Here is a 23,139-nt window from a genome sequence, read left to right on the forward strand (position 1 = left end):
CCAGTGACCTCGAAGGCGGCCGGACCGCACCGGACTCCGCGCAGGAGGCCGTGGGACGGCAGCCGGGGCGTGACGCGGACCGGCAGCCGGGACGGGCGCCGGGGCGGGAGACACGTCGGGAACCGGGCCGGGACCCCGGGGCGGAGTCCGGCCGCGAGACCGGGCCGGACCTCGGCCACGCCCCCGGTACCGACCCGGGGAGGGCCTCGGTGAGGACCTCTGCGAAGGACACCGCGAAGGGCACCGTGATGGAGTCGGCCAGGGATTCGGGGCGGGATCCGGGGCGCGACCCGGCGACGGACCCGGGGCGGGACCCGGCGGCGGGATCCGGGAAGGGCACGGGGGCTGGATCCGCGAAGGCCATGGGGGCGGACTCCCCGCGGGACCGCTTTCGGGACGTCGAGCGGGAAGCCGAGCGGGACGTCGCTCGGAGCCCCGCTCACGACGTCGCGCACAACGCCGTGAAGGACTCCGCGAGCGCTTCCGGGCACGCCTCCGCGCACACTCCGGTGCCGCGCCCCGTGCAGGATCCGGCGCCGGAGGGCGCCGGGGACCGGCGGGAGGGCGCCGGGGCGCGGTCCGCGGACCCGGCTGAGGCGGCCGGCGGGACCGACACCGAGACCGTCCCGCACGCGCGCGCACGGGAACAGCAGGAGCAGCGGGAGAAGCGCGAGTCGCCGGAGCCGGCCGACGACGGACAGGCCGGCACCGACGAGGACGTCTGGGACGACGGCCTCATCGCCCGCCGGGTCACCGAGACCGCCAAACCCGCCGTACCCGTCGTGGAGACCAGGGGCCCGGGAGCCCCGCCTCCCGCCCCGCTGGCGTACGAGGGCCCGCTGCGTTCCCGCCTCGACGCGCTGCGCGAACTCGTCGGTCTGTCCCGCACCCGCCTCGACAGCCGGACCCTCGCCGAGGCGGGCCGGGTCCTGGACGAGGCCGCCGCCCGGCGCCGGCTCTCCGGCCAGCACACCGTCGTCGCCATCGCCGGTGCCACCGGAAGCGGCAAGTCGCAGCTGTTCAACGCGCTCGCGGGGGTCGCCATCTCGGAGACCGGCGTACGGCGCCCCACCACCGCCGCGCCCATCGCGTGCAGCTGGAGCGACGGCAGCGCGGCCCTCATCGACCGGCTCGGCATCCCGGGCCGGCTGCGCCGCCGCCCGGTGCACAACCCGGAGGCGGACGCGCAGCTGCGCGGGCTGATCCTGGTCGACCTGCCGGACCACGACTCGGCCGTGGTCCAGCACCGCGACCACGTCGACCGGATCCTGCGACTGGTGGACGCGGTGATCTGGGTCGTCGACCCCGAGAAGTACGCCGACGCGGTGCTCCACGAGCGTTACCTGCGGCCCCTGTCCGGTCACGCGGAGGTCATGTTCATCGTCCTCAACCAGACCGACCGCCTGCCCGGCGAGGCCGCCGACCTGGTCCTGGACGATCTGCGCCGGGTGCTCGACGAGGACGGCGTCGCGCTCGGCGAGTACGGCGAACCGGGTGCCACGGTGCTCGCGCTGTCCGCGCTCACCGGGGACGGGGTCGGCGAACTGCGCGAATCCCTCGGCCAGTTCGTCTCCGAGCGGGGAGCGGCGGCCCGCCGGGTCGCCGCCGACGTCGACGCCGCCGCGGCCAGGCTGCGGCCCGTGTACGCCACCGGGCACCGCCCCGGGCTCAGCGAGGAGGCCCGCGACGACTTCGCCGCGCGGCTGGCCGACGCGGTGGGCGCCACCGCCGCCGGCGAGGCCGCCGAACGCGCCTGGCTGCGCAACGCCAACCGGGCCTGCGGCACGCCCTGGCTGCGGCTCTGGCGCTGGCACAAGGGACGCGGCGACCAGCCCACGGGTCGCCTGCAGCAGGCCCAGCCGGAGGAGGAGGCCACCGCGCGCCAGCGCGTCGAGCAGGCGGTGCGCACCGTCTCGGAGCGGGCTTCGACCGGTCTGCCCGCGCCCTGGGGGCAGGCGGTGCGGGAGGCGGCCCTGCGCGGCTCGCAGGGGCTGCCGGAGGCACTGGACGACCTGGCCGCCCAGGCCGGGCTGCCACCGGGGCGGCCGCCGCGGCCGGGCTGGTGGCCGGTGGCGGTGCTCGCCCAGGCCGCGATGACGCTCCTCCAGGTGGTCGGCGGGCTGTGGCTGGCCGGGCAGATCACCGGGGTGATGGCGCCCAACCTGGGCGTGCCGGTGCTCCTGATGGTCGCCGGGATCGTCGGCGGGCCGCTGGTCGAGTGGGGCTGCCGGATGGCGGCGAGAGGACCGGCCAGGCGGTACGGCCTGGACGCGGAGCGCCGGCTGCGGGAGGCGGCGGCCGGGTGCGGCCGGGCCCGGGTCCTGGATCCGGTGGCCGCGGAGCTGCTGCGCTACCAGGAGGTGCGGGAGCAGTACGGCAGGGTGACGCGGACGGGCGCCGGAGTGGGATGACACCGACGCCGCTGCCGGGCCGCCTCGGCCGGCAGCGGCGCCGGTCGGCGTCCGCTGGGGTCGGCAGCGGCGCCGGTCGGGGTCGGCCAGGGTGGGGCGGGTCCGCCGTGGGGGACGCGGGTCACTCGTCCGGGTGGCGGGGTTTTCCACAGGGCGACGGTGGTCCACAGCGCCCGGCGGCTGCGGCCCGGTGACGGCAGTCTGGGTCCCGCGGCGATCGCCACGAGGGCGGTCGCCGCGAAGGACACAGCCGTACGGGACGGCCCCGTAGGCGGATCCGGCCCGGCCCCGCGGCCGGGCGAGGGAGGGGTTCGGGATGAACGAGACGTTGGTCTGCGCGGTGGGCAACGTGGCGACGCAGCCGGTCTACCGGGAGCTGGCGGCGGGACCGTCGGCGCGGTTCCGGCTGGCGGTCACCTCGCGCTACTGGGACCGGGAGAAGAGCACCTGGACGGACGGCCACACCAACTTCTTCACGGTGTGGGCCAACCGTCAGCTCGCCACCAACGCGGCGGCGTCGCTGTCCGTCGGCGACCCGGTGGTCGTGCAGGGGCGGCTGAAGGTGCGCACCGAGACCCGGGAGGGCGGCCAGCAGTGGACCTCCGCCGACATCGACGCGGTGGCGATCGGACACGACCTCGCACGGGGTACGGCCGCCTTCCGGCGGGCCGCGAAGCCGGAGACGGCGGCACCGGCCCCGCCACGGCCGGAGCCGGACTGGGAGACACCGCGGGAGTCCGCCGACACCCCCGCGCAAGGGCAGCAGGAACCCGTGCCCGTGAGCTGAAGTCGCCTTGTCAGAAGCCCAGTTCGCCATGATCGGCGTGAACTGCGCACACCTGAGCGCCCTTTGACGGCCTATCGGTCATGCCACTCCAAAGCACCCATCGCGGCGACCGGACGTATTTGTCGACAAGTGCCGCTCGTCCGGCACCCCGCGATAACGATTACGGATCGGATCGCCCATCCGACCATCACACCGGGAATGGGCGGTCCGGCTGATCCATAGGATGCCGGGCATGGCCCCTGGGGCCACTGATTCTGCTGGTGGGACCACCCCCCGCAATCAAGGGGTCCTGCTCGAAGGGGAATTCTGTGCTCGCTGCGTTCTCTGGTTCCTCGGCGCCCGGTGCGTCCGCCAGGCACTCCGGTACGCCCGTGTCCGCGAGAGGCGTGGCCCGTGTGGCCGCCGCGGCGCTGGCGTCCGGACTGGTGGCCGTCGCCGTGCTGACCGGCGCCGGCCGGGCCGCGGCCGACGACGGGACCGGGCAGAGCCAGAGCGGGGCGACGGCGACCATCGGCGGCCTGAAGACCTACGGCGAGGCCGTCGTGCACGGCGCCGACGGCGAGGAGCGGGTGTCCGCGGGCCTCTTCGAGATGTCCGTGGACGGCGGCGGCACGCTCCAGACGTACTGCGTGGACCTCCACAACCCCACCCAGCGGGACGCCAAGTACCACGAGACGGCCTGGAGCGGCACCTCGCTCGGCGCCAACACGAACGCGGGCAGGATCCGTTGGATCCTGCAGAACTCCTACCCGCAGGTCAACGATCTCGCCGCGCTCGCCCGCAAGGCCGGGGCCGGCACCCTCAGCGAGCAGGACGCCGCGGCCGGCACCCAGGTGGCGATCTGGCGCTACTCCGACGGCGCGGACGTCGACGCCGTGGACCCCCAGGCCGAGAAGCTCGCCGACTACCTGGAGAAGAGCGCCCGCGGCCAGTCGGAACCGCAGGCCTCCCTGACCCTGGACCCGCCCGCGGTCTCCGGCCGGCCCGGCGCACTGCTGGGTCCGGTCACGGTGCACACCAACGCGCGCGCCGTCACCGTGGTCCCGCCCGCCGACGCGGCCCTGACCGGCGTACGGATCACCGACAGGTCCGGCAGGCCGGCCGGCACCGCGCACGACGGCAGCGAGCTGTACTTCAAGGTCCCCGACGACGCCACGGACGCGTCCGCCGAACTCACCGTGCAGGCGTCGACCACCGTCCCCGTCGGCCGCGCCTTCACCTCCGAGAGCCGCAGCCAGACACAGATCCTCGCCGGATCCAGCGAGTCCACGGTCGCCGCGACCGCGAACGCCACCTGGGCGGAACAGGGCGCGATACCGGCCCTGTCGGCCGAGAAGAACTGCGCCACCGGCGGCGTGGACATCACCGCGGCCAACACCGGCGACCAGCCGTTCACCTTCGAGCTGATGGGTGCCGAGCACACCGTCCCCGCCAACACCTCCCGGACGGTGACCATCCCGCTCCAGGAGGACCAGGTCTACGACTTCACGATCACCGGCGCCAACGGCCTCGAACGGCGCTTCACCGGCGTCTTCGACTGCAAGACCCAGGCCGCCGAGAGCGGGCTCGCCGCCCAGACCCTCAGCGAGCCCAGCCCCGCCTCGGTCGGCGGCACCGCCTCCGACGTCAACCTCGCCGCCACCGGCGGCGACTCGGCGACCGGAGTGATCACCGGTGTCGCCATCGGCCTGGTGGTGATCGGCGGCGCCGTCCTGGTGGTCCTCCGCCGCCGCGAGAACCCGACGGGCCACTGACCCCCGCAGAACGGCCGCGCGAGGCAGTATGACGTCATGACCAAGTCATCGCGCAGCATTCCGTCCGGCTCGATGCTGTCCCTGTGGTCCAAGGACTCGGTGCTGTCGATCGGCTCGGTGGACTCCGTCCTGTCCATCGGATCGGTCGGCTCGGCCCTGTCCGTGGGCTCGATCGGCAGCGCCCTGTCGGTCGGATCGGTCGGCTCGACCCTGTCCCTGTTCTCGGCGGCGTCATGGCTGAGCACGGGATCGGTCCTGTCGGCCCAGTCCCGCTGGTCGGTCCTGTCCTGGCGCTCCTCCCACGCGCTCCGCGCGACCGGAGCCGTGACCGCGGTGGCGGCCACCGCCTTCCTCCTCCACCGAGCCCTGCAGACGCCCTCCCCGGACGTCCGACGCGGCTGACGTCGGCCCGCACCGGACGCCCGAAGACCCCGGCACCGGCGAGAGAGCCGAGGCCGGGGTCTTCGCGTCGGCGGGACTACCGGTAGAAGACGGCCACGCCACCGTGGTGCGAGCAGGCCCCCTGGTGGTGAGCGGCGTACGAGTACGTACCGTCGTTGCACTTGGCCGTGGCGCCACCGCCCGCGGAGCCGGACCCACCGGACGAACCACCGGACGACGAACCGCCGGACGACGAACCGCCGCCCCCTCCCGCGGACGCGGCGTGCGCGGTGACGGTCACCCTCACCTTCACCTTGACCGTCTTCGTCACCGTCGGCGCGGGCTTGGGCTTCGCGGTCTCCGTCGCCGTGGCCGTAGCGGTGACCGTGGCCGTGGCCGCCGGCCGCGCCTTGTGGTCGGCCACCGTCTTCGTCGCGTCCGTGTTCTGGCCGCCGTTCCCGGCGCTCCCCACGCCGATGACGAACGCGAGGCCCAGTGCGGGCAGAACGAATCGCTTGCGGGCCCACTTGGGCGCCGGCCGGACGACCGGCGGCCCGGCCGGAGGCTGGAACGGCGGTTGGGGCGGGTAGTAGCTCACAGGTCCCCCCTGCTCAAGTACGTGAACGGTGAAGCTATCCGTACCTGTGCGCCGGATGTGAGGGATCAGTGAAGAAAGAAACCCACTTGTGACAAGCCCCGACACCGACCCCCCGCGCCGGGCCGGTAGGGGCGGTTCCCGACCTCCCCGTGACGGACGACCGGCCCCGCCCCGGTCGTTCAGCTCGACTGGAGGCTGTGGTCCCGTGCGAGGACGGCTCGCTCGGCGGGGGTTGCCGAGCGTCGCCACTCCGGAGCCAGCGCGGCGTAGGTGGTGACGTCGTGCCAGCGGCCCTGGGTGTGGAACAGTTCGCGCAGGGTGGCCTCGGGACGCAGACCGGCGGCGAGCATGACGTCGCCCATGCGCGTGTGGTCGGCGCGGTGGCCGGCCCAGACGCGGTGCAGGCCGAGCGGGCCGAAGCCGTAGGCCATCAACAGGCGCCCCGCCTCGTGTCCGTGGCCGCGTACGGGTGCGTCGGGCAGCAGCACCAGACCGGTGAGCATGGCATTGCGGCCGTACTCCTCGACCAGCAGTCCCATCGTGCCGACCATCATGTCGTCGCCCGGTGCGCAGATCGCGAGGGTGTGCCGGCGCCGGGGGTGGGTGTAGGGCTGGGCGAGGCACTGGGCGAACGCGTCCTGTGCCTGGCGGGCGTCCATGCGGTCGATGCCGAGGTAACGCGTCAGGACGGGGTGGGTATGGATGCGTTCGAAGGCGATGAGGTCGGTGGCGCGCATCTCGCGCAGCCAGAGGTGCTCGCCGTGCAGCTCGGGAAGATGGGTCATGCCGGGCCCCCGGCAGGACCGGCCTGGCCGGCGGGGACGAGGGCTTCGAGGTCCACGTAGTAGCGCCCCGAGGGCACCGGCCTGCCCAGCAGGATCCGTCTCGCGGTGTCGGTGACCAGCGCGCCGCCGAGCATGACGCCGCTGGCCAGCTGCGGCCAGCTCGACAGGGTGCGGCCGATCCTGCCGAGCGCGTCGGTCATGGCCGGACTGAGACGGTCGGCGTCCACGATCCGCAGCAGGACCTGCAGCGCCTCGGCGGGGTCGAGGCCCCGGACGTCGTCGGCGGTCGTCCCCTCCGCCCGGCCGTGGAAGAGGGGCAGGTCCGGATCCTCGTCGAAGCGTTCCACGTCCAGCAGGCCACGGTCGTTGGTGTCCATGAGGACCGGAACGCGCCGGGCACGGGCGTGCTCCCGGGCGGCGAACTTCGCCCACAGGGTGTCGCACTCCTCGACAAGGAGGTCGAGCACACCGCTCGCCGTGGTGCCGAAGAACTCCTCGACCGTCGACTCCGTGAGGCCCGCACGGAAGATCTCGATGTCGAGGTAGGGGTCGATCTCGAACATCTGCCGTGCGCACAGAACGGTCTTCTCCACGCCCAGGTCGTGGACGCCGGCGCGCAACCGGTTCATGTTGGTCAGTCCGAGCCGGTCGAAGTCCGCCAAGCGGAACGATCCTCCAACTCCTTCCATGGCGCAGGTGAGCGCCGCGCTGTTGCCGACGGACAGCCCCAGCACGCCGATGCGGCGGCCGAGCAGCGCCTGCTGCTCGGCCCGTGTGATCTTGTCCCGGTTGCGGTCGGTCCGGACCAGGCGGAACTCCTCGGGCGGAAGCACGTGCACCAGCCGCCCCGACCACGGATACCAGACCCAGGTTCCGTAGCCCCGACGGCGCGTTCCCGGGCACACCTCGGCAGCGGCGGCCGCCCGGCCTCCCGCGTCCATCGCTTCCCCCGGCCGCAGGCAGCGGACCAGTTCCTCCAACTGGTCGTCGATGCGGTCGTGAACCTCGCGCACGGCACCCGACTCCAGCAGGGCCGCCAACGCCGCTTCCCCCTCGGCGTCCGCGGCGCCGAGCAGGACGGGCCGATAGGTCACCCGACCGTCCCCGGTCGTTTCGGGGGCGGGCCGCGGGTGTCTGACAAGAGCCGTATTCGAGTGAGTCACGAGGCGCGAAGCTAGCAGCCGGACGATCTTGGAATTCTCCCGTCACCCGGGAGCGCGCCCTCGAATTCATGCGCGACCCGCGGTGGAAGGCGATCACGCGATGCGGGCGGTCCCCGACTTCCCCGCTTACCCGACACCGTGCCCGATGTCCGCCCCGCCAGGGAGGCGCCGCTGGAGGAGCAGGGCATCCTCGCCGGGGACCACCACGGTCGTGACGATAGCGTCCGGCTCCCTCCGAACCGAAGGGACTCCCCGCCGGACAGGACGGGTGACCGGCACCGAGCCGAGCCGTGCCGACCGCTCCGGCCGGCGCTCTGCCGAGTGATCACCCCGGCGCTCTGCCGAGTGATCACCTCCGGGCCGCACCAGGGCCGTCCGAGGCTTCCCGGGGCCGGTCGACGGCGACCGACAGTGACAGGCCGGCCACCGTAGCCGCCGTCGAACCCCCAGGTCACGGCCCCCGCACCAAACGGGTTAACACCCAACGCTGGACGTCAGGCAAGAGGGGGTGTGTCTGGCGGCCCGAAGCCGTAAAGGGCCCCTGACCAGTGGCGTAGCCGTCAGACAGGGGCCGGTTTGGGACCGTGGGCCGGTTGGGGGCCGGTAGCGGTCCGGGTGGGGGATGTCGGTGGTCCCAGCAATCACTCAAGTTCGCTCATCGAGTGCAACTGCGCGAACTCGTCGGCGAGTAGTCCCATGTGGACTAGATCATGGTGCCGGCCGGCGAAGAAAACGTGATCACGCAGGCGTCCTTCCTCGGCAAAGCCGAGACGGCGATGCAGTGCCAGCGATGCCTCGTTGTGCCCGAAGATCCGCGCCTCGCACTTGTGGTACCGCCGCTCCGCGAACATGAATCGCAGCAGCATCACCACGGCTTCGGCCGCGTAGCCCTTGCGTCGATGCGCAGCCCCCATCGTGATGCCGTACTCGAACCGTCCCGCCTGCGGATTTGCGTGGTGCGAGCCGACTGCCCCGACGATCTGTCCCGTGTCCAAGGCTTCTACGGCCAAGCCGAAGCAGTCACTGTCGGACTTCGCGACGGACTGCTCCCTCGCCCAGGCGCGGAACCCCTCGGCAGACCGAGGGGGATGCAGCAGGTCCCCCAGCCGCTCTTCGTCGACGGCGAAGCCCATGAACGCCTTCCAGTCCTCAGGCTCAATACCGCGCAGACGTGCCCGCTTACCGGTCCAGAACGAGGTCATCCCCTATTCGATCACAAGCAAGACGCGCTGCACAGACCAACGGCACCCCGCCCGAACTGCCTTGTCATACCGGTGGAGTCAGATCAACTTGGTACGGAACGGAGCCAGTGGACGCAGGTGCGTTGCTGCCCAAAGAAGTGCTTACAAACAGTCAGGCTGCTTCCGGGAGCTCCGGCGGGTGGATGCGCTGGAACACCGAGGACACAGCCGCCCGCGCCTTGTCCTCACCGCTCGGCAGGAGGCGGGTGTAGATCTTCAGCGTGAAACCCGGGTCGGAGTGCCCTAGGCAGACGCTCAGAGCCTTGATGCTGCCGCCGGCCTCCAGGACCACCGAGGCGTAGAAGTGTCGCAGCGCGTGCATCCCGTCGTCCGGGGCGGCGGCATAGCGCCGTTGGCCCGGCACCCTGCGCGGGATGACACCCGCGTGGACAAGAGCTTGTTCGTACGCGAGCCCTACGTCAGATGCGCTACCTGCGCGTTGCCCAGCTGCCGCGGTTTCCGAGGGGAGGCCTCTACGCGCACGCGCGCGCAGGGCGGGCGGAAACTGCCGTCTCATGGGCGTCCCGTGAGGACGCAGGCGGCCGTTCAGGCCTTCGAGGGTTCCGGTGGCCGCGAGGCGGCACAGGCGCCCCCGATGGGTGTACGCAGCCTCTACCCCCGAAGCGGTCGCCGCGTGAGCGGAGCGAGCCGCCAGGAAGCGTGCGGCCGTAGGCCACTCCTTCCATCGGTCGCCGGAGTCGGGGCGCGGTCGGTTCCACGTGGTCAGCCCTGGGCCTGTCTCCTTGACGCCCTGGCTGAACAGGGGGGATGGGCGCACGCGAGGGACTGAAGGAAGCGCCGGGATGTCGCACAGAGTCACTTGACTGATTACCCTCCGTGCGTGAATGATCACCAAGTGTTCCATCTGACTGGCCCCTTCTCGTGGGCCTTGACGACAGGGCACATCCATGTCTTCAGCCATGCGCAGGACGATGAACACTCCAGCGGCGCGGCGGCTGGCTGGCGCGGCCGTCGCGCTGGGCAGCTGCCTGGCGCTCGCCGGGCCGGCGGGAAGCGCCGACGCGGCGCCTGCCGACCCCGTACCGACCGTCTTCTTCGGCGACTCCTACACCGCCAACTTCGGCATCGCCCCTTTCCAGGAGGGCGACAGGACCTTCTGCTTCCAGGCGAAGGAGAACTATCCCGCCGTCGCCACCCGGCGCCTCGCGGACAAGGGCATCGCACTCGACGTCCAGTCGGACGTCTCCTGCGGAGGCGCCCTCGTCCACCACTTCTGGCAGGAGCAGGAGCTGCTGCTGCCCGGCGTGAAGGTCCCGCCGCAGCAGGACGCGCTCAAGCAGGACACCCGGCTGGCCGTGGGCAGCATGGGCGGCAACACGCTGGGCTTCAACCGCATCCTGAAGCAGTGTTCCGACAAGCTCCGGACGGAGGGCGTTCTGCTGCCGGGAGAGCCTGTGGACGGGGACGAGCCGGCCTCCAAGTGCGGTGAGTTCTTCGAGTCTGGAGACGGTAAGAATTGGCTGGACGGTAAGTTCGAGCAGGTCAGTGGGGATCTGGAGGAGCTGCTCGATCGCATCGCGTACTTCGCCCCCGACGCGAAGCGCGTCCTGGTCGGCTACCCCCGGCTCGTGCCCGAGGACACCGCCAAGTGTCTGACCGCGGCGCCCGGTCAGACTCAGCTGCCGTTCGCCGACATCTCCAAGGACGCCCTGCCGGTCCTGGACCAGATCCAGAAGCGGCTGAACGACGTCATGAAGAAGGCCGCCGCTGACGCCGACGGCGGCGCCGACTTCGTCGACCTCTACGCCCACACCGGCAGCAACACGGCGTGCGACGGCGCCAACCGGAGCATCGGCGGCCTGCTGGAGGACTCCCAGATCAAGTTCGGCAACGACCACGTCCCCTGGTACGCGCACCCCAATGCCAAGGGCCGTGACATGCAGGCCAAGCAGGTCGCCGACAAGGTCGAGCAGATCCTCAACCGGTAGGAAGGAACGCGGCCCGGCCATCCCAGGGCGCAGAAATCTGCACGCTGACGAGGCGCAGATGGTGGACAGAAGTCTGGAACCGCCGGTCATCTGCGGCTCCAGATGAGGATGGCGGCAAGGTGGAGTGCGGCCTGGTAGGCGATGGCGAGCTTGCCGGTTCTCATGGCCAGGCCGCGCCACTGCTTGAGCCGATTGATGCAGCGTTCGACCGCGTTGCGCTGCTTGTACGCTTCGGTGTCGAAGGCGGGCGGCCGGCCACCGGCGCCAAGGCGGTTGATGCTGCCGGGCGGCGCTACTGGGTAGCGGGGTGCGCCCCGCTACCGTGTTCCTTTGTCTTGTCTTGTCGCTTGTCGCATCCCAGGTCACAGCCGGTTCGGGGAGCTGCGGACCGGTGTGGTTCATGGTCTGTCCGGCGACAGGACGAGCGACGAGCCGCACGGTGCTGGCACGCGAATGCAGGCCGCTCCCTCTCGCTGTACCCACGCGACGTGCCGATGATCGGCCGGCGCTAAAGGTGGATCGAGCTCAAAGCCGGAACCTCGCTGGGACTGCACGGCGGACACGGGACAAGGTTCCGTACCCCAGGAACAGCAGCTCAGCAAGCGGATCGCCGGGCCGGTCGTGGGCCGGTAAACGTCGACCAACGACGACCAGAGACGACGGGTACCGCAGGCGCCCCGAACGCTCCGCCGCAGGTCAGACGCTTCGACCATACGGGTTTCCGTCTAGGGGTAGCAGTACGGCAAGATGGGGTGTATCTGCCCACTGCCAGATTCAAGCTGCCGGACGGTTTCTCTTGGCTGAGTTCATTTACACCATGCGCAAGGCGCGCAAAGCGCACGGCGACAAGGTGATCCTCGACGACGTCACCCTGAGCTTCCTGCCGGGGGCGAAGATCGGCGTCGTCGGTCCGAACGGCGCCGGTAAGTCGACCGTGCTGAAGATCATGGCGGGGCTGGAGCAGCCCTCCAACGGTGACGCGTTCCTCTCTCCCGGCTACAGCGTCGGCATCCTCATGCAGGAGCCGAAGCTCAACGACGAGAAGACGGTCCTGGAGAACGTCCAGGAGGGCGTCGCCGAGATCAAGGGCAAGCTCGACCGGTTCAACGAGATCGCCGAGCTGATGGCGACCGACTACTCGGACGCGCTGCTCGACGAGATGGGCAAGCTCCAGGAGGACCTGGACCACACCAACGCGTGGGACCTCGACGCCCAGCTGGAGCAGGCCATGGACGCGCTGGGCTGCCCGCCCGGCGACTGGCCCGTCACCACCCTCTCCGGCGGTGAGAAGCGCCGCGTGGCGCTGTGCAAGCTGCTGCTGGAGGCCCCCGACCTGCTGCTCCTCGACGAGCCCACCAACCACCTCGACGCCGAGTCGGTGAACTGGCTGGAGCAGCACCTCGCCAAGTACGCGGGAACCGTCGTCGCGATCACCCACGACCGGTACTTCCTGGACAACGTCGCCGAGTGGATCCTCGAGCTCGACCGCGGGCGCGCTTACCCCTACGAGGGCAACTACTCCACCTACCTGGAGAGCAAGGCGAGCCGTCTCAAGGTAGAGGGCCAGAAGGACGCCAAGCGGCAGAAGCGCCTCAAGGAGGAGCTGGAGTGGGTCCGCTCCAACGCCAAGGGACGCCAGGCCAAGTCCAAGGCCCGTCTCGCGCGGTACGAGGAGATGGCCGCCGAGGCCGACAAGATGCGGAAGCTGGACTTCGAGGAGATCCAGATCCCGCCGGGCCCGCGCCTGGGCAGCATCGTCGTCGAGGTCGACAAGCTGAACAAGGCCTTCGGTGAGAAGGTCCTCGTCGACGGCCTCAGCTTCACGCTGCCGCGCAACGGCATCGTCGGCGTCATCGGCCCGAACGGCGCCGGCAAGACCACCCTCTTCAAGATGATCCAGGGCCTGGAGACGCCGGACTCCGGTGACATCAAGGTCGGCGAGACCGTCAAGATCTCCTACGTCGACCAGGGCCGCTCCAACCTCGACCCGAAGAAGACGCTGTGGGAGGTCGTGTCCGACGGGCTCGACTACATCAACGTCGGCCAGGTCGAGATGCCGAGCCGCGCCTACGTGTCGGCCTTCGGCTTCAAGGGCCCGGACCAGCAGAAGCCGACCGGTGTGCTCTCCGGCGGTGAGCGCAACCGCCTCAACCTCGCGCTCACCCTGAAGCAGGGCGGCAACCTGCTGCTCCTCGACGAGCCCACCAACGACCTCGACGTGGAGACCCTGTCCTCCCTCGAGAACGCGCTGCTGGAGTTCCCCGGGTGCGCCGTGGTCGTCTCCCACGACCGCTGGTTCCTGGACCGGGTCGCCACCCACATCCTCGCCTACGAGGGCGAGTCCAAGTGGTTCTGGTTCGAGGGCAACTTCGAGTCGTACGAGAAGAACAAGATCGAGCGGCTCGGCCCGGACGCCGCCCGTCCGCACCGCGCCACCTACAAGAAGCTGACCCGGGGCTGATCGGACTTGCGCCACATCTACCGCTGCCCCCTGCGCTGGGCGGACATGGACGCGTACGGCCACGTCAACAACGTGGTCTTCCTCCGCTACCTGGAGGAGGCACGTATCGACTTCCTGTTCCGCCCGGACAGGGACTTCAAGCAGGGGTCGGTCGTGGCGCGCCACGAGATCGACTACAAGCGGCAGCTCGTCCACCGGCACCGTCCGGTCGACATCGAGCTGTGGGTCACCGAGATCAGGGCCGCGTCCTTCACCGTCACCTACGAGGTGAAGGACGACGACCTCGTCTACGTGCGGGCCTCGACGGTCATCGTGCCGTTCGACTTCGAGACCGGGCGCCCGCGCCGGATCACCGCCGAGGAGCGGGAGTTCCTCGCGGAGTACCGGGACGACGACAAGGAGGAGGCCGTCGCCGCATGACGGTTCTCCACCTCGCCGACGAGGGGGAGGCGGCGGACCTCGCGGCCTTCCTCTCCCGGCTGCTCCACTACGACCGTTCGGCCGCGGTACGCCTCCAGGCGGCCGGAACCGCGCTGGCCGTCTTCGGGCGTCCGCCGTCCTTCGAGGTACTGGCGATCCGCGCGGTACGGCTCGCCAAGCCGTACGAGCGGGGACTCGACGTCACGCTCGATGTGACCGTCTCCGCGGGGGAGTTGCTGGAGTCGGTCGAGGAAGAGGCGGCCACGGCCGCGGTGCCCGGCGCGGTCACCGGGCCGCCGTGGGCGGGCGTACTGCCGCCGCGCGGCGGCTGGCGGCCGGAGCCGGGACTGCCCGCGCCCGGGGCGCTGGCGGCCACGGTGGCGGCCGCGGTCGGTGAATTCCGTTCCCGCACGGCGGAGTTGGCGCCCCAGGGTCGTACCAGGGCGGAACTCGACCGGATCGGACGGGACATCTGGTCCCGGACCGTGGGCGGCACCCGGCTTCCGGTGCGTGCCGTGCACGCCGCCCAGTCGCTGCGCTTCCTGCGCCCGGCCGACGAGGCCGTGCTGCTCTCCGCGGGGGCGTGGCTGCGGCTGCGCACGCCGTTCGGGTCGATCGCCGTACGACGGGCGGGACTCGGGGCGCTCGACGTCAGCGTGCGCTGATCCGGCGCCCGCGGTCCGCCCGGCGTTAAGGACGGCGGGGGACCGGGGTCAGTCCGGGGTGTTCACCATCGAGGCGGCCGCGTAGGTGAGGTAGTTCCAGAGGGTCTCCCGGTGCTCCTCGGAGAGGCCCAGTTCGTCCACGGCCACCTGCATGTGCCGCAGCCAGGCGTCGTGCGCCGCCCGGTCCACGGTGAAGGGTGCGTGCCGCATCCGCAGCCGGGGATGGCCGCGGTTGTCGCTGTACGTCGTGGGGCCGCCCCAGTACTGCATGAGGAACAGGGTGAGCCGTTCCTCGGCCGGGCCCAGGTCCTCCTCCGGGTACATCGGCTTGAGGAGCGGGTCCCCGGCGACGCCCTCGTAGAAACGGTGGACCAGCCGGCGGAAGGTCTCCTCCCCGCCGACCTGCTCGTAGAAGGTCTTCTCCTGAAGCGTGCCGCGCCGAATCTCTCTCACCCCTCCATGGTCTCAGACGCGGTGACCGAGGACTCCAGGCTTAGGACCCCTCGCGGGGCCGGGCTCTAGGGTGGAGGCATGGGCGCCTACGACTCGGACATCCCGGACATCGAGGGGCTTGCCGCGGCGGCGCGGGGCGAGCTGGTGCGGGAGATCGACGCCGAGGGGGTCTGGGCCGCGGAGCCGGTGTGGCGGGAGGCCTTCGAGGCGGTGCCCCGGCACCTGTTCGTGCCGTACTACTACGTCGCCGGGCCGGGCGGCCATGAGCGCCGGTGGGGCGAGAGCGCCGACCCCGCGGCCCGGGAGCGCTGGGTGCTGGGCGCCTACGAGGACGTTCCGCTGGCCACCCGGCTGCGCGACGGCCGGCCGCTGTCCTCCAGCAGCCAGCCCTCGCTGATGGCCCGGATGCTGGTGGCGCTGCGGGTGGCCGACGGCGACCGGGTGCTGGAGATCGGGGCCGGGACCGGGTACAACGCGGCGCTGCTGGCCCACCGGCTCGGCGACGACGACCTCGTCACCACGGTGGACGTCGACCCGGAGATCACCGAGTCGGCGCGGCGGCACCTGGCCGCGGCCGGACACCGGCCGGCCGTCGTCACCGGGGACGGGGCGCGGGGGGTGCCCGAGCGCGCGCCGTTCGACCGGATCATCGCGACCTGTGCCCTGCCGGGCGTGCCGCGGGCATGGATCGGCCAGTGCGTGGCGGGGGCGCGGATCCTCGCGCCGGTGTCCACCGGGCTGCTGGCGATGACCGTCCGGGGCGGCGGGCGCGCCGAGGGCCGGTTCCTGCCGTCGGCGGCGTTCTTCGTGCCGTTGCGCGGCGCGCGGCGGGCGGCGGTGGGCGAGGTGGGCGGGGTGCCGTCGCGGGCTCTGGAGGACGAGCTGTTCCAGTTCCTGATGGAGCTGACCCAGGGGGTGCTCGGTCCTGCGGAGGCATACGAGGTGTGGGCACGCGCCGGAAGGCCGGGGCGCGAGCGGTACGGCGTCACGGTGGACGAGACCGGGGAGTGGCTGTGGCTGGACGACCGGGAGGGCCCGTGGGTGTGGCCGCTCCCGGTCTGAGTACCGGCTTCTCGCTGCGGGTGTTCGGGGTCAGCCCCGTCGCACGGTGATCGTCGTCCAGGCGCCCACGTGCACCCGGTCCCCGTCCTGGAGCGGCACCGGGACGAACGGCTGGATCGGTTCCTCGCCGCCGTTCACCGTCGTGCCGTTCGTCGAGTTCTGGTCGACGACCGCCCAGCTGCCGTCCGGCTGCTGGACCAGGACCGCGTGCTGGTGCGAGACGCCCGGGTCCTCCGGCGGCACGGCCAGGTCGATGTCGGGGGTGTCACCGGTGGAGTGCCGGCGGCGGCCGATGGTGACCTGGTTGCCGGCGAGGGTGCGCTGCTGCTCGGGGGAGTAGGCGGGCAGGTTGAGGCCGGCCGCCTCCGGGCCCGAGCGCTGCATCATCGCCATGAAGTACTCGCGGTCCGGGCCGATCGTCGCCGTCCAGGTCGCCGGGCCCTGGGGGGCCTGCGGGAAACCGGGACCGGCGGGGGCGCCGGGCTGCGGGTAGCCGTAGCCGTTGGGGCCCTGGGCGCCGGGCGCGCCGGGACCGCCCGCCGGCGGGGAGATCACCCAGTCGTCGTCGCCGAAGGACGGCCCGCCGGCCGGGGGCCTGCCGGTCTCCTGCGGGAATCCGGGCGGTGCGGGCGGAGCCGACTGCTGGAACGCTCCGGGGCCGCCGGTGGTCGCGCCGGGGCCGCCGGGCTGCGGCGGAACCGGCGACCGGGACGGGTCGCCGCCGAACGGGCCGCCGCCAGGAGCGCCGGAGGGGTCACGGGTGAAGGGGCCGGCGGCCGGGCCGGCGCCGGGGGCGTTGCCGAAGGCGGACGGGCCGCCGGTGTTCTGGCCCGGACCGCCGCCGAACGCCGGGGGCGGGCCCGAGGGGCCCCGCTCGCCGCCGAAGGGCGGCGGTGAGGACTGGCCGCGGTCACCGCCGAACGCCGGGGGGCCGGACTGGCCCCGCTCGCCGCCGAAGGGCGGCGGTGAGGACTGACCCCGCTCGCCGCCGAACCCGGGAGGCCCGGACTGGCCGCGGTCGCCGCCGAACGCCGGAGGTCCGGGCGGACCCGACGGGCCCGCGCCGCGCTCGTTCGCGAACGGCGTCGGCCCCGAGGGCTCGCTGCCGAAGGACGGGATCGGTTCCGCGGGGCGGTTCATCTGGGAGGGACGCGAACCCTGGTACTCGTACGAGTCGGTGTTGCCGCCGTACGACGGCGGGGTGGGCGGCCGGAAGGTCGGCGCCGCCGGGCCGCCGCCCGCGGGCGGGCGCGGGGCGGCCGGGGTGTACGAGGTGGCGGTGTTGGTCAGGAAGTTCCAGCGGCACTCCTCGCAGAAGGGCGCGCCGCCCTCCCGGGGGGTACGGCACTGCGGGCACAGCTCCGGCTCGTGCGCGTTCGGCACGGCGGACAGATGGCGGCCGCCGGCCTGGGCCCCGGGCCCGGGCGGCGGGAAGCCGTAGCCGCCGGCGGTCGGCGGGGGCGGCGGAGGTACGGCACCGGCCATGCGGTGACCGCACACCTCGCACCAGTCGTCGGAACCCGACTGGTGTCCGTTCGGGCAGGTCGGCATGTCGGTGGTTACCTCTCTGTCAGGTTCGTCCTCTGCCAGGTTCGTCCTGAGCCTGTCTGGGTGTCCCGCGTGTGCTGCTAGGTCACTTCTTTACACGAACAGTCTTTGTGGACCGTGTTTCGAGAGTCATCTCGTCGGCCTCCGCGACCTTCGCCTTCAATCGCACAGTACCTGTCGCGGCGTCCACCACGTCCACCACCTTCGCAAGCAGTTTCGCAGTATCCGCGTTCCCGGAGGCACTGGCGAGCTGAACGGCCCGGCCCAGTTTGGCCGTTGCTCCATCCATATCGCCCGCTTTGCGAAGATCCAGCCCTTGTTGGATGGCCTGTGCCAGTTCGGCCTGGCCGGTGTAGTGGGCGACTTGGGGGTTGATGGAGGTCGAGGCGACCATGTCGTCCGTCCACACCGCCCTGACCAGACCCTGCGCGCCCAGGTTCTGGGCGCTGCCGTCGGGCTGTGGAACGACCAACGACACCCGGGCGGCGAGCATTTCCTGTCCCAGGCCGGCTGTGGGGACCTCCACGCAGACGTGGTAGTCCCGGGACTCGTCGCCCCAGGAGCCGGTCGGGTAGTCCCCGGCGCGCGGCCCGGCCTCGGTACGGCGGCCGGTCAACTCCTCGACCCTCGGAGCCACTTGCTTGACGAACTTGATGGTCGTGCCGACCGGGGTCCACAGCCGCAGCGCGACGTCCGCGACCTCCTTGCCCATGGCCGTCTCCATCATCCGCGTGAAGTCGGCCGCCAGGTGCGCGGGGTCGGCGACGATGTCGGCGGTGCCGAGGAGCGCGGAGGCTATCCCTGTGACTTCTTTCACTTCCCAGTCGGTGCCCACACCGCGGGCGTCACAGGTGAACCGTCCGGCGCAGGAGTCCAGGGCGGCCCTGAGGTCCTCCGGCGCCTCGTGCTCGTTGCGGCCGTCGGTGAGCAGGATGCCGTGCCGGATCGAGACGTCCGCCGAGGACAGCAGCCGGTCGGCCAGCCGCAGCCAGGTCCCGATCGCCGTGCCGCCGCCCGCGCTCAGCCGGCGCAGCGCCTGCTTGGCCTGCTCCCGGGTGGTGCGGTCGGCCACCGCGAGCCGCCCGCCGCCCGGGTAGACCTCCTTGGCGACGTGCGTGCCGCCGACGACCGCGAAGTGGGTGCCGTCGCGCAGGGTGTCGATCGCGGCCGCCGTGGCGTCCCGGGCGTTGCGCATCTTGGTCGGCGGGTAGTCCATCGAGCCCGAGCAGTCGACCATGATCACCACCCCCGCGGCGGGCCCCTGCCCCGGTGCGTACGACGCGCCGGCCGCGCTCCCCACCGTGCCGCCGCCGGTCGACGTCACCGTGACGATCGCGTTGACCTCACGGCCGCCGTCCGGCAGGTACTCGTTCTGGTAGACGTCCACCGAGAACTGCGGCACGTTCGACTTCGAGAAATTGGCCATGACTGCTCTGGTCCCCCTCCACCCCACGCGTGGTGGGTGCTGACGGTGTGCGGACCGGTCCCCTCCGGTCCGCGGGTACTGCCTCGTGCGTCGCGCTCCCGTTTACGGCCGTTTTGCGGCGGCCTCAGGCGGATCCTGCCCCCTGCGGCGGTGCCGGGAACGGGAGCAGAGCCACTGTTACGTTGTCGTGGCCCCCGCCGTCCAGGGCGTGGCCGACCAGGACCCGGGCCGCGTGCAGCGGACGGGTGGCCGCGTCGGCCGGCACGGCCTCGGACATCTCCTCGGCCGACTCCGCGTAGTTCCACAGGCCGTCCGTGCACACCACCACCACACCGGGCCGGTCCGGCTTGAAGGAAGCGGTGTGCGGCTCCAGTTCGTAGGCGTCCGCGCCGAGCCAGCCGGTGATGGCGTGGGCCCGCTCGTCGGCGTACGCCTCGGCCTCGCTCATCAGTCCCGCGGCCACCATCTGCGCGGCCCAGGAGTCGTCCTCGGTGAGCCGGGCCGGCGGTGCGTCGCGGTCCACCGGCACCCAGTAGGCGCGGCTGTCGCCGACCCAGCCGACCACCAGCAGGCCCGCGGTGACGATCGAGGCGACGATCGTGCACGCCGGGGCGTTCTGGTGCGGGGTGTGCTCGCGGGCCGCCGGGGGCTCCTCGGCGAGGGCGTTGACGGCCTGGGAGGCCGCGACGATCGCCTCGTGCATCGCCGCCTGCGGATGGGTGCCCTGAGGCAGCGCGGCCAGCAGGGACTCGCTCGCGGCCCGGGAGGCGGCCAGGGAGGCCTCGTCCGGGCGGGTCGCCGAGGAGACGCCGTCGCAGACCACCGCGAACACCGCCGGGGCGTTGTCGGGCAGTGCGGCGTGGCCGAGGGCGAACGCGTCCTCGTTGCGGTGGTGGCGCAGCCCGCGGTCGCTGACGGCGGCCACCGGTCCCGCCTCCTGCTCCATGTGGTCGCGTTCGCGCGGCTGGGCGTGCCCGCAGTTCTCGCAGTAGCCGTCGTCGTCGACCCGGCCCGCCCGGCAGGCCACGCACACCTTCGGCAGCTCGGTGGTCTCGGCGCTCTCCGCGGCCGAGGCGGCCACCCGCGGGTCGGGCGCCTGCAGCGCGTAGTCGTCGTCGGGACTCGGCGGGCGGTCGAAACGCACCCCGGAGGCCGGCGGCACGGGCGAACCGTGCGGCGCCGAACCCTGTGGTGCCGAACCCTGTGGTGCCGATCCGTGCGCCGCCGACCCGTGCGCCGGCCCGCCCGGCAGGGCCTTGCCGCCCGAGTCCGTGCCGGGCAGATCCGTGGGCAGGTGCGGGGCCGCCGACGGGTCGGAGCCCTGCGGCTCGGGCGGTGGCCAGGCCACGCCGGAGGCGCCCATGGTGAGGGTCGGGTGGTCCTGCGGGGCGGCGGGCACGGCCGACAGGTCGTACCCGCACGCACCGCAGAACAGGTCACCCGATTCGAGCGGCTCCGCGCAGCTCGGGCACTTCGCCGGTGCGGTCTGCTGGGGCATCTGCGACATCAACTACACCCACGTCCGGGGGCGGTAACGGTTGGCCCGTTCCACCAGGTCGATCCTCTCCTCACCGCCGGTCGCCAGCCTGGCCAGCGTCCGGTACGAGCGTTCCAGGCCGAAACGGAGGCCCCGCTCGTCCAGACCGCTGCCGAGCAGCATCCGGCCGCCGACGACGGGCTGGATGTCCTGGCCTCCGGAGAGTATCCAGTCCAGCGCGCAGCCGAGGACTTCCGCCGACAACTGCTCGCGCCGCGCCGGATCCAGACCGTACGCGTCCAGCGCCTCGATCTGCCCGGCCGCGGCCGTCAGATCGTCCAGGAAGGGCGTGTCGTCGGGCGTCCCGGCCCGGTGCCGCAGCCGCGACCGCACGGCCGCCACCCGGGCCGCCGTGTAGTGGATCGACGCCTCCGGCACCGATTCCAGGGTACGCACCGCGCCCCGCCGGTCCCCGGCCGCCAGCTGCACCCGGGCCAGCCCGAACGCGGAGCTGACGAAGCCCGGGTCGGTCGCCCACACCAGCCGGTAGTACTCGGCCGCGTTGTCCAGCTGGCCCAGCACCTCCGCGCACAGGCCGAGCGCCAGCTTCGGCGTGGTCTCGCCCGGGAAGGCGTCGTAGATCGCGTCGAAGGCCAGCGCCGCGCCCTCGTGGTCACCGGTGACCAGGGCGGACACGCCCCGGTACCAGACCACCCGCCAGTCGTCGGGATGCTCGTCCTCCAACTGGCCGAGCGTCATCAGCGCGGCCTCGAAGTCGCCGTTCTCCAGCCGGGCGCGGATCTGGCGCAGCCGGGTCTCGACCGTCTGAGCCGGTGCCGACGCCAGCGCGCTGAGCAGGCTGACCTCGCCCGCCCCCGAGGTGGTGAGGCCCGCCAGGAAACCGGCGTTCGAATCGTTCGGGTCGACCATCGGGACCGGCAGGGCGAGCGCGACGGCCGGCACGGGGACGGGCCGTACCAGGGTCCGGGAGACCGGGACGCCGCCGTCGGCCGCGCCCGGTGGCTCCAGGGCGAGCGATCTGGAGGCCACCGCCCGCGCCCCCAGCCGGGACACGTCCCCGTCCAGCTTCGGGAACAGCTCGGTGTCGGTGACCTTGACCTCGGGTCCGAACAGCGTCGACAGCGCGGGCCGGGCCTTGCCGGTCTGCACCGACACCACCTCGCGCAGCACGCCCGTCAGCTGCTCGGCCATCTCCTGCGCGGAGGCGAACCGGCGGGCCGGGTCGGGATCGGTGGCCCGCACCAGCAGCCGGTAGAAGGACTCGTAGCTCCGGAACACCTCGATGTTGTCCGGGTCGGGCAGCGAGTCCACGAAGACGGTCGTGTAGCCCTGGAAGTCGAACGTGAGGACCGCGAGGGTACGGCCGACCGTGTACAGGTCGGAGGCGACCGACGGGCCGACCTCGGCGACCTCGGGGGCCTGGTAGCCGACCGTGCCGTAGATCGCCGACTCGTCGTCGTCCATGCGGCGCACCGCGCCCATGTCGATCAGCTTGAGCTGGTCCTCGGTCTGGATGGCGTTGTCGACCTTGAAGTCGCAGTACAGCAGGTTGCGGCTGTGCAGATGACCGAGGGCCTCCAGGGCCTCGATGCCGTAGGCGCAGGCCTGTTCCACCGGCAGCGGGTCGCGGCGGCCCTCCGGGGTGCGCCGGTCGTTGGCGATCTCCTTGAGGGACTTGCCGCCGACGTACTCCATGACGATGTAGCCGTCGAGCGAGCCGGTGCGCTGGTCCAGATGCTCCACGAAGTTGTAGATCCGGACGATGTTGGCGTGCTCGATCTCCGCGAGGAACCGCCGCTCGGAGATCGCGGCCGCCATCGCGTCCTGGTCGCCGGTGTCCAGCAGGCCCTTGAGCACCACCCAGCGGTCGGACACCGCCCGGTCCACCGCGAGGTAGATCCAGCCCAGGCCGCCGTGCGCGATGCAGCCCACGACCTCGTACTGGCCGTGCACGACGTCCCCGCCCTTCAGCTTGGGCACGAACGAGTACGGGTTGCCGCACTTGGTGCAGAACCCCTCGGTCCGCCCGGGCCGCTCGCCACGGGCCCGGCCGACCGGAGCCCCGCAGTCCGAGCGCGAGCAGAACCGCTTCCGCTCGGGCACCTCCGGGTTCTCCAGGACCATCTCGCGGGGATCGGGCTTCGGCACCTGCGGCACCGTGACCAGCCCCGCGCCCAGCCGGCTGCGCCCCGACCCGCTGGTCGACGAACCGGAGCTGCGCACCGACACCGAACGGCCCGTGGACCCGCCCGACAGGGACCGCGAGAGCCGCCCGGAGACCGAGCGCCGTGACTTCGACGACTGCGAGGACGTACGCGAACTGCGGCCGGTGGAGCGTGCGCTCGCGCTGCTCGCCGAATCCCGGCCGCCGGCCGTGACCCCGGTGGGCGGCGACCCGACCATCCCCCCCGCCGAGACGACCGGGGCCAGACCGCAGGTGTCGCAGTACAGCTCGCCGTCGCCGACGTCCTCGTACGTGCCCTCGCAGTCCGGCCGCTGGCACGTCTGTCCCGCCTGGCTCATCGCCGTCGCATCCC

The 23,139-nt window shown here is 72.2% G+C and carries 19 protein-coding genes and 1 pseudogene; 9 read left to right on the forward strand and 11 right to left on the reverse strand.

Annotation, left to right across the window (positions count from 1 at the left end):
• The first annotated feature begins 362 nt into the window (after positions 1-362).
• From ACFY3I_RS19745 to ACFY3I_RS19760, 4 genes are all read left to right on the forward strand, one after another.
• Positions 363-2,411 (forward strand): YfjP family GTPase, encoded by a 2,049-nt coding sequence (locus ACFY3I_RS19745; RefSeq protein ID WP_390861786.1) that lies wholly within the window; start codon positions 363-365, stop codon positions 2,409-2,411.
• Between the two features lie 316 nt (positions 2,412-2,727).
• Entirely contained in the window at positions 2,728-3,198 is a 471-nt protein-coding gene (locus tag ACFY3I_RS19750) for a single-stranded DNA-binding protein (protein WP_365295003.1), read from the forward strand.
• A 371-nt stretch (positions 3,199-3,569) separates the two neighbouring features.
• Positions 3,570-4,952: a Cys-Gln thioester bond-forming surface protein gene (locus ACFY3I_RS19755; RefSeq protein WP_390861704.1), complete on the forward strand. Its 1,383-nt coding sequence runs from the start codon at positions 3,570-3,572 to the stop codon at positions 4,950-4,952.
• Positions 4,953-4,988: 36 nt separating this feature from the next.
• Positions 4,989-5,354, forward strand: coding sequence for a hypothetical protein (locus ACFY3I_RS19760; protein WP_390861705.1), 366 nt, complete (start codon positions 4,989-4,991; stop codon positions 5,352-5,354).
• Between the two features lie 76 nt (positions 5,355-5,430).
• Here ACFY3I_RS19760 and ACFY3I_RS19765 read toward each other — a convergent pair whose 3' ends face one another.
• The 5 genes from ACFY3I_RS19765 to ACFY3I_RS19785 all read right to left on the reverse strand — a co-directional run bounded on the left by ACFY3I_RS19765 (position 5,431) and on the right by ACFY3I_RS19785 (position 9,442).
• Positions 5,431-5,931: a DUF3761 domain-containing protein gene (locus tag ACFY3I_RS19765; RefSeq protein ID WP_365294997.1), complete on the reverse strand. Its 501-nt coding sequence runs from the start codon at positions 5,929-5,931 to the stop codon at positions 5,431-5,433.
• A gap of 179 nt (positions 5,932-6,110) precedes the next feature.
• The gene (locus ACFY3I_RS19770) at positions 6,111-6,716 is read right to left on the reverse strand and encodes a GNAT family N-acetyltransferase (RefSeq protein ID WP_390861706.1); all 606 of its coding nucleotides are present in this window, start codon (positions 6,714-6,716) and stop codon (positions 6,111-6,113) included.
• Entirely contained in the window at positions 6,713-7,810 is a 1,098-nt protein-coding gene (locus ACFY3I_RS19775) for a ThiF family adenylyltransferase (protein WP_390861707.1), read from the reverse strand. The genes ACFY3I_RS19770 and ACFY3I_RS19775 overlap by 4 nt, the downstream gene beginning before the upstream one ends.
• Before the next feature lie 710 nt (positions 7,811-8,520).
• Positions 8,521-9,081, reverse strand: coding sequence for a GNAT family N-acetyltransferase (locus ACFY3I_RS19780; protein ID WP_390861708.1), 561 nt, complete (start codon positions 9,079-9,081; stop codon positions 8,521-8,523).
• Positions 9,082-9,232: 151 nt separating this feature from the next.
• Positions 9,233-9,442: a hypothetical protein gene (locus ACFY3I_RS19785; RefSeq protein ID WP_390861709.1), complete on the reverse strand. Its 210-nt coding sequence runs from the start codon at positions 9,440-9,442 to the stop codon at positions 9,233-9,235.
• A 610-nt stretch (positions 9,443-10,052) separates the two neighbouring features.
• Here ACFY3I_RS19785 and ACFY3I_RS19790 point away from each other — a divergent pair.
• Complete coding sequence (locus tag ACFY3I_RS19790; RefSeq protein WP_390861710.1) at positions 10,053-11,069, forward strand: SGNH/GDSL hydrolase family protein; 1,017 nt, start codon at positions 10,053-10,055, stop codon at positions 11,067-11,069.
• An 86-nt stretch (positions 11,070-11,155) separates the two neighbouring features.
• Here ACFY3I_RS19790 and ACFY3I_RS19795 read toward each other — a convergent pair.
• Positions 11,156-11,347, reverse strand: a pseudogene (locus tag ACFY3I_RS19795) (IS5/IS1182 family transposase); the annotation flags it as partial.
• A gap of 518 nt (positions 11,348-11,865) precedes the next feature.
• On the opposite strand from ACFY3I_RS19795, the gene ettA reads away from it, so the two are divergent.
• The 3 genes from ettA to ACFY3I_RS19810 are packed head-to-tail and all read left to right on the forward strand — an operon-like array spanning position 11,866 to position 14,615.
• The gene (gene ettA, locus ACFY3I_RS19800; RefSeq protein ID WP_390861711.1) at positions 11,866-13,530 is read left to right on the forward strand and encodes an energy-dependent translational throttle protein EttA; all 1,665 of its coding nucleotides are present in this window, start codon (positions 11,866-11,868) and stop codon (positions 13,528-13,530) included.
• A 6-nt stretch (positions 13,531-13,536) separates the two neighbouring features.
• Positions 13,537-13,950 carry an acyl-CoA thioesterase gene (locus tag ACFY3I_RS19805; RefSeq protein ID WP_390861712.1) on the forward strand — a complete coding sequence of 138 codons (414 nt, stop codon included), beginning with the start codon at positions 13,537-13,539 and terminating at the stop codon, positions 13,948-13,950.
• Positions 13,947-14,615: a hypothetical protein gene (locus tag ACFY3I_RS19810; RefSeq protein ID WP_390861713.1), complete on the forward strand. Its 669-nt coding sequence runs from the start codon at positions 13,947-13,949 to the stop codon at positions 14,613-14,615. Before ACFY3I_RS19805 ends, ACFY3I_RS19810 begins: the two co-directional genes overlap by 4 nt.
• Before the next feature lie 48 nt (positions 14,616-14,663).
• Here the strand turns inward: ACFY3I_RS19810 and ACFY3I_RS19815 are convergent, their stop codons facing one another.
• Complete coding sequence (locus tag ACFY3I_RS19815) at positions 14,664-15,068, reverse strand: globin (RefSeq protein ID WP_365288944.1); 405 nt, start codon at positions 15,066-15,068, stop codon at positions 14,664-14,666.
• Positions 15,069-15,146: 78 nt separating this feature from the next.
• Here ACFY3I_RS19815 and ACFY3I_RS19820 point away from each other — a divergent pair, with 78 nt between their 5' ends.
• Positions 15,147-16,130: a methyltransferase domain-containing protein gene (locus tag ACFY3I_RS19820; protein ID WP_390861714.1), complete on the forward strand. Its 984-nt coding sequence runs from the start codon at positions 15,147-15,149 to the stop codon at positions 16,128-16,130.
• Between the two features lie 30 nt (positions 16,131-16,160).
• Here the strand turns inward: ACFY3I_RS19820 and ACFY3I_RS19825 are convergent, their stop codons facing one another.
• The 4 genes from ACFY3I_RS19825 to ACFY3I_RS19840 form a co-directional block, all read right to left on the reverse strand.
• The gene (locus ACFY3I_RS19825; protein ID WP_390861715.1) at positions 16,161-17,681 is read right to left on the reverse strand and encodes an FHA domain-containing protein; all 1,521 of its coding nucleotides are present in this window, start codon (positions 17,679-17,681) and stop codon (positions 16,161-16,163) included.
• Between the two features lie 82 nt (positions 17,682-17,763).
• On the reverse strand, positions 17,764-19,104 hold the full coding sequence (locus tag ACFY3I_RS19830) for a VWA domain-containing protein (protein WP_390861716.1): 1,341 nt from the start codon (positions 19,102-19,104) through the stop codon (positions 17,764-17,766).
• Positions 19,105-19,228: 124 nt separating this feature from the next.
• Positions 19,229-20,614 (reverse strand): PP2C family serine/threonine-protein phosphatase, encoded by a 1,386-nt coding sequence (locus tag ACFY3I_RS19835; protein WP_390861717.1) that lies wholly within the window; start codon positions 20,612-20,614, stop codon positions 19,229-19,231.
• A complete protein-coding gene (locus ACFY3I_RS19840; RefSeq protein ID WP_390861788.1) occupies positions 20,615-23,125 on the reverse strand; it encodes a tetratricopeptide repeat protein in 2,511 nt (836 codons plus the stop codon). It abuts the gene before it with no gap.
• Positions 23,126-23,139 lie beyond the last annotated feature (14 nt).

Origin of the sequence: Streptomyces sp. NPDC001068 (assembly GCF_042897315.1) — a bacterium.
Classification (GTDB): Bacteria; Actinomycetota; Actinomycetes; order Streptomycetales; family Streptomycetaceae; genus Streptomyces.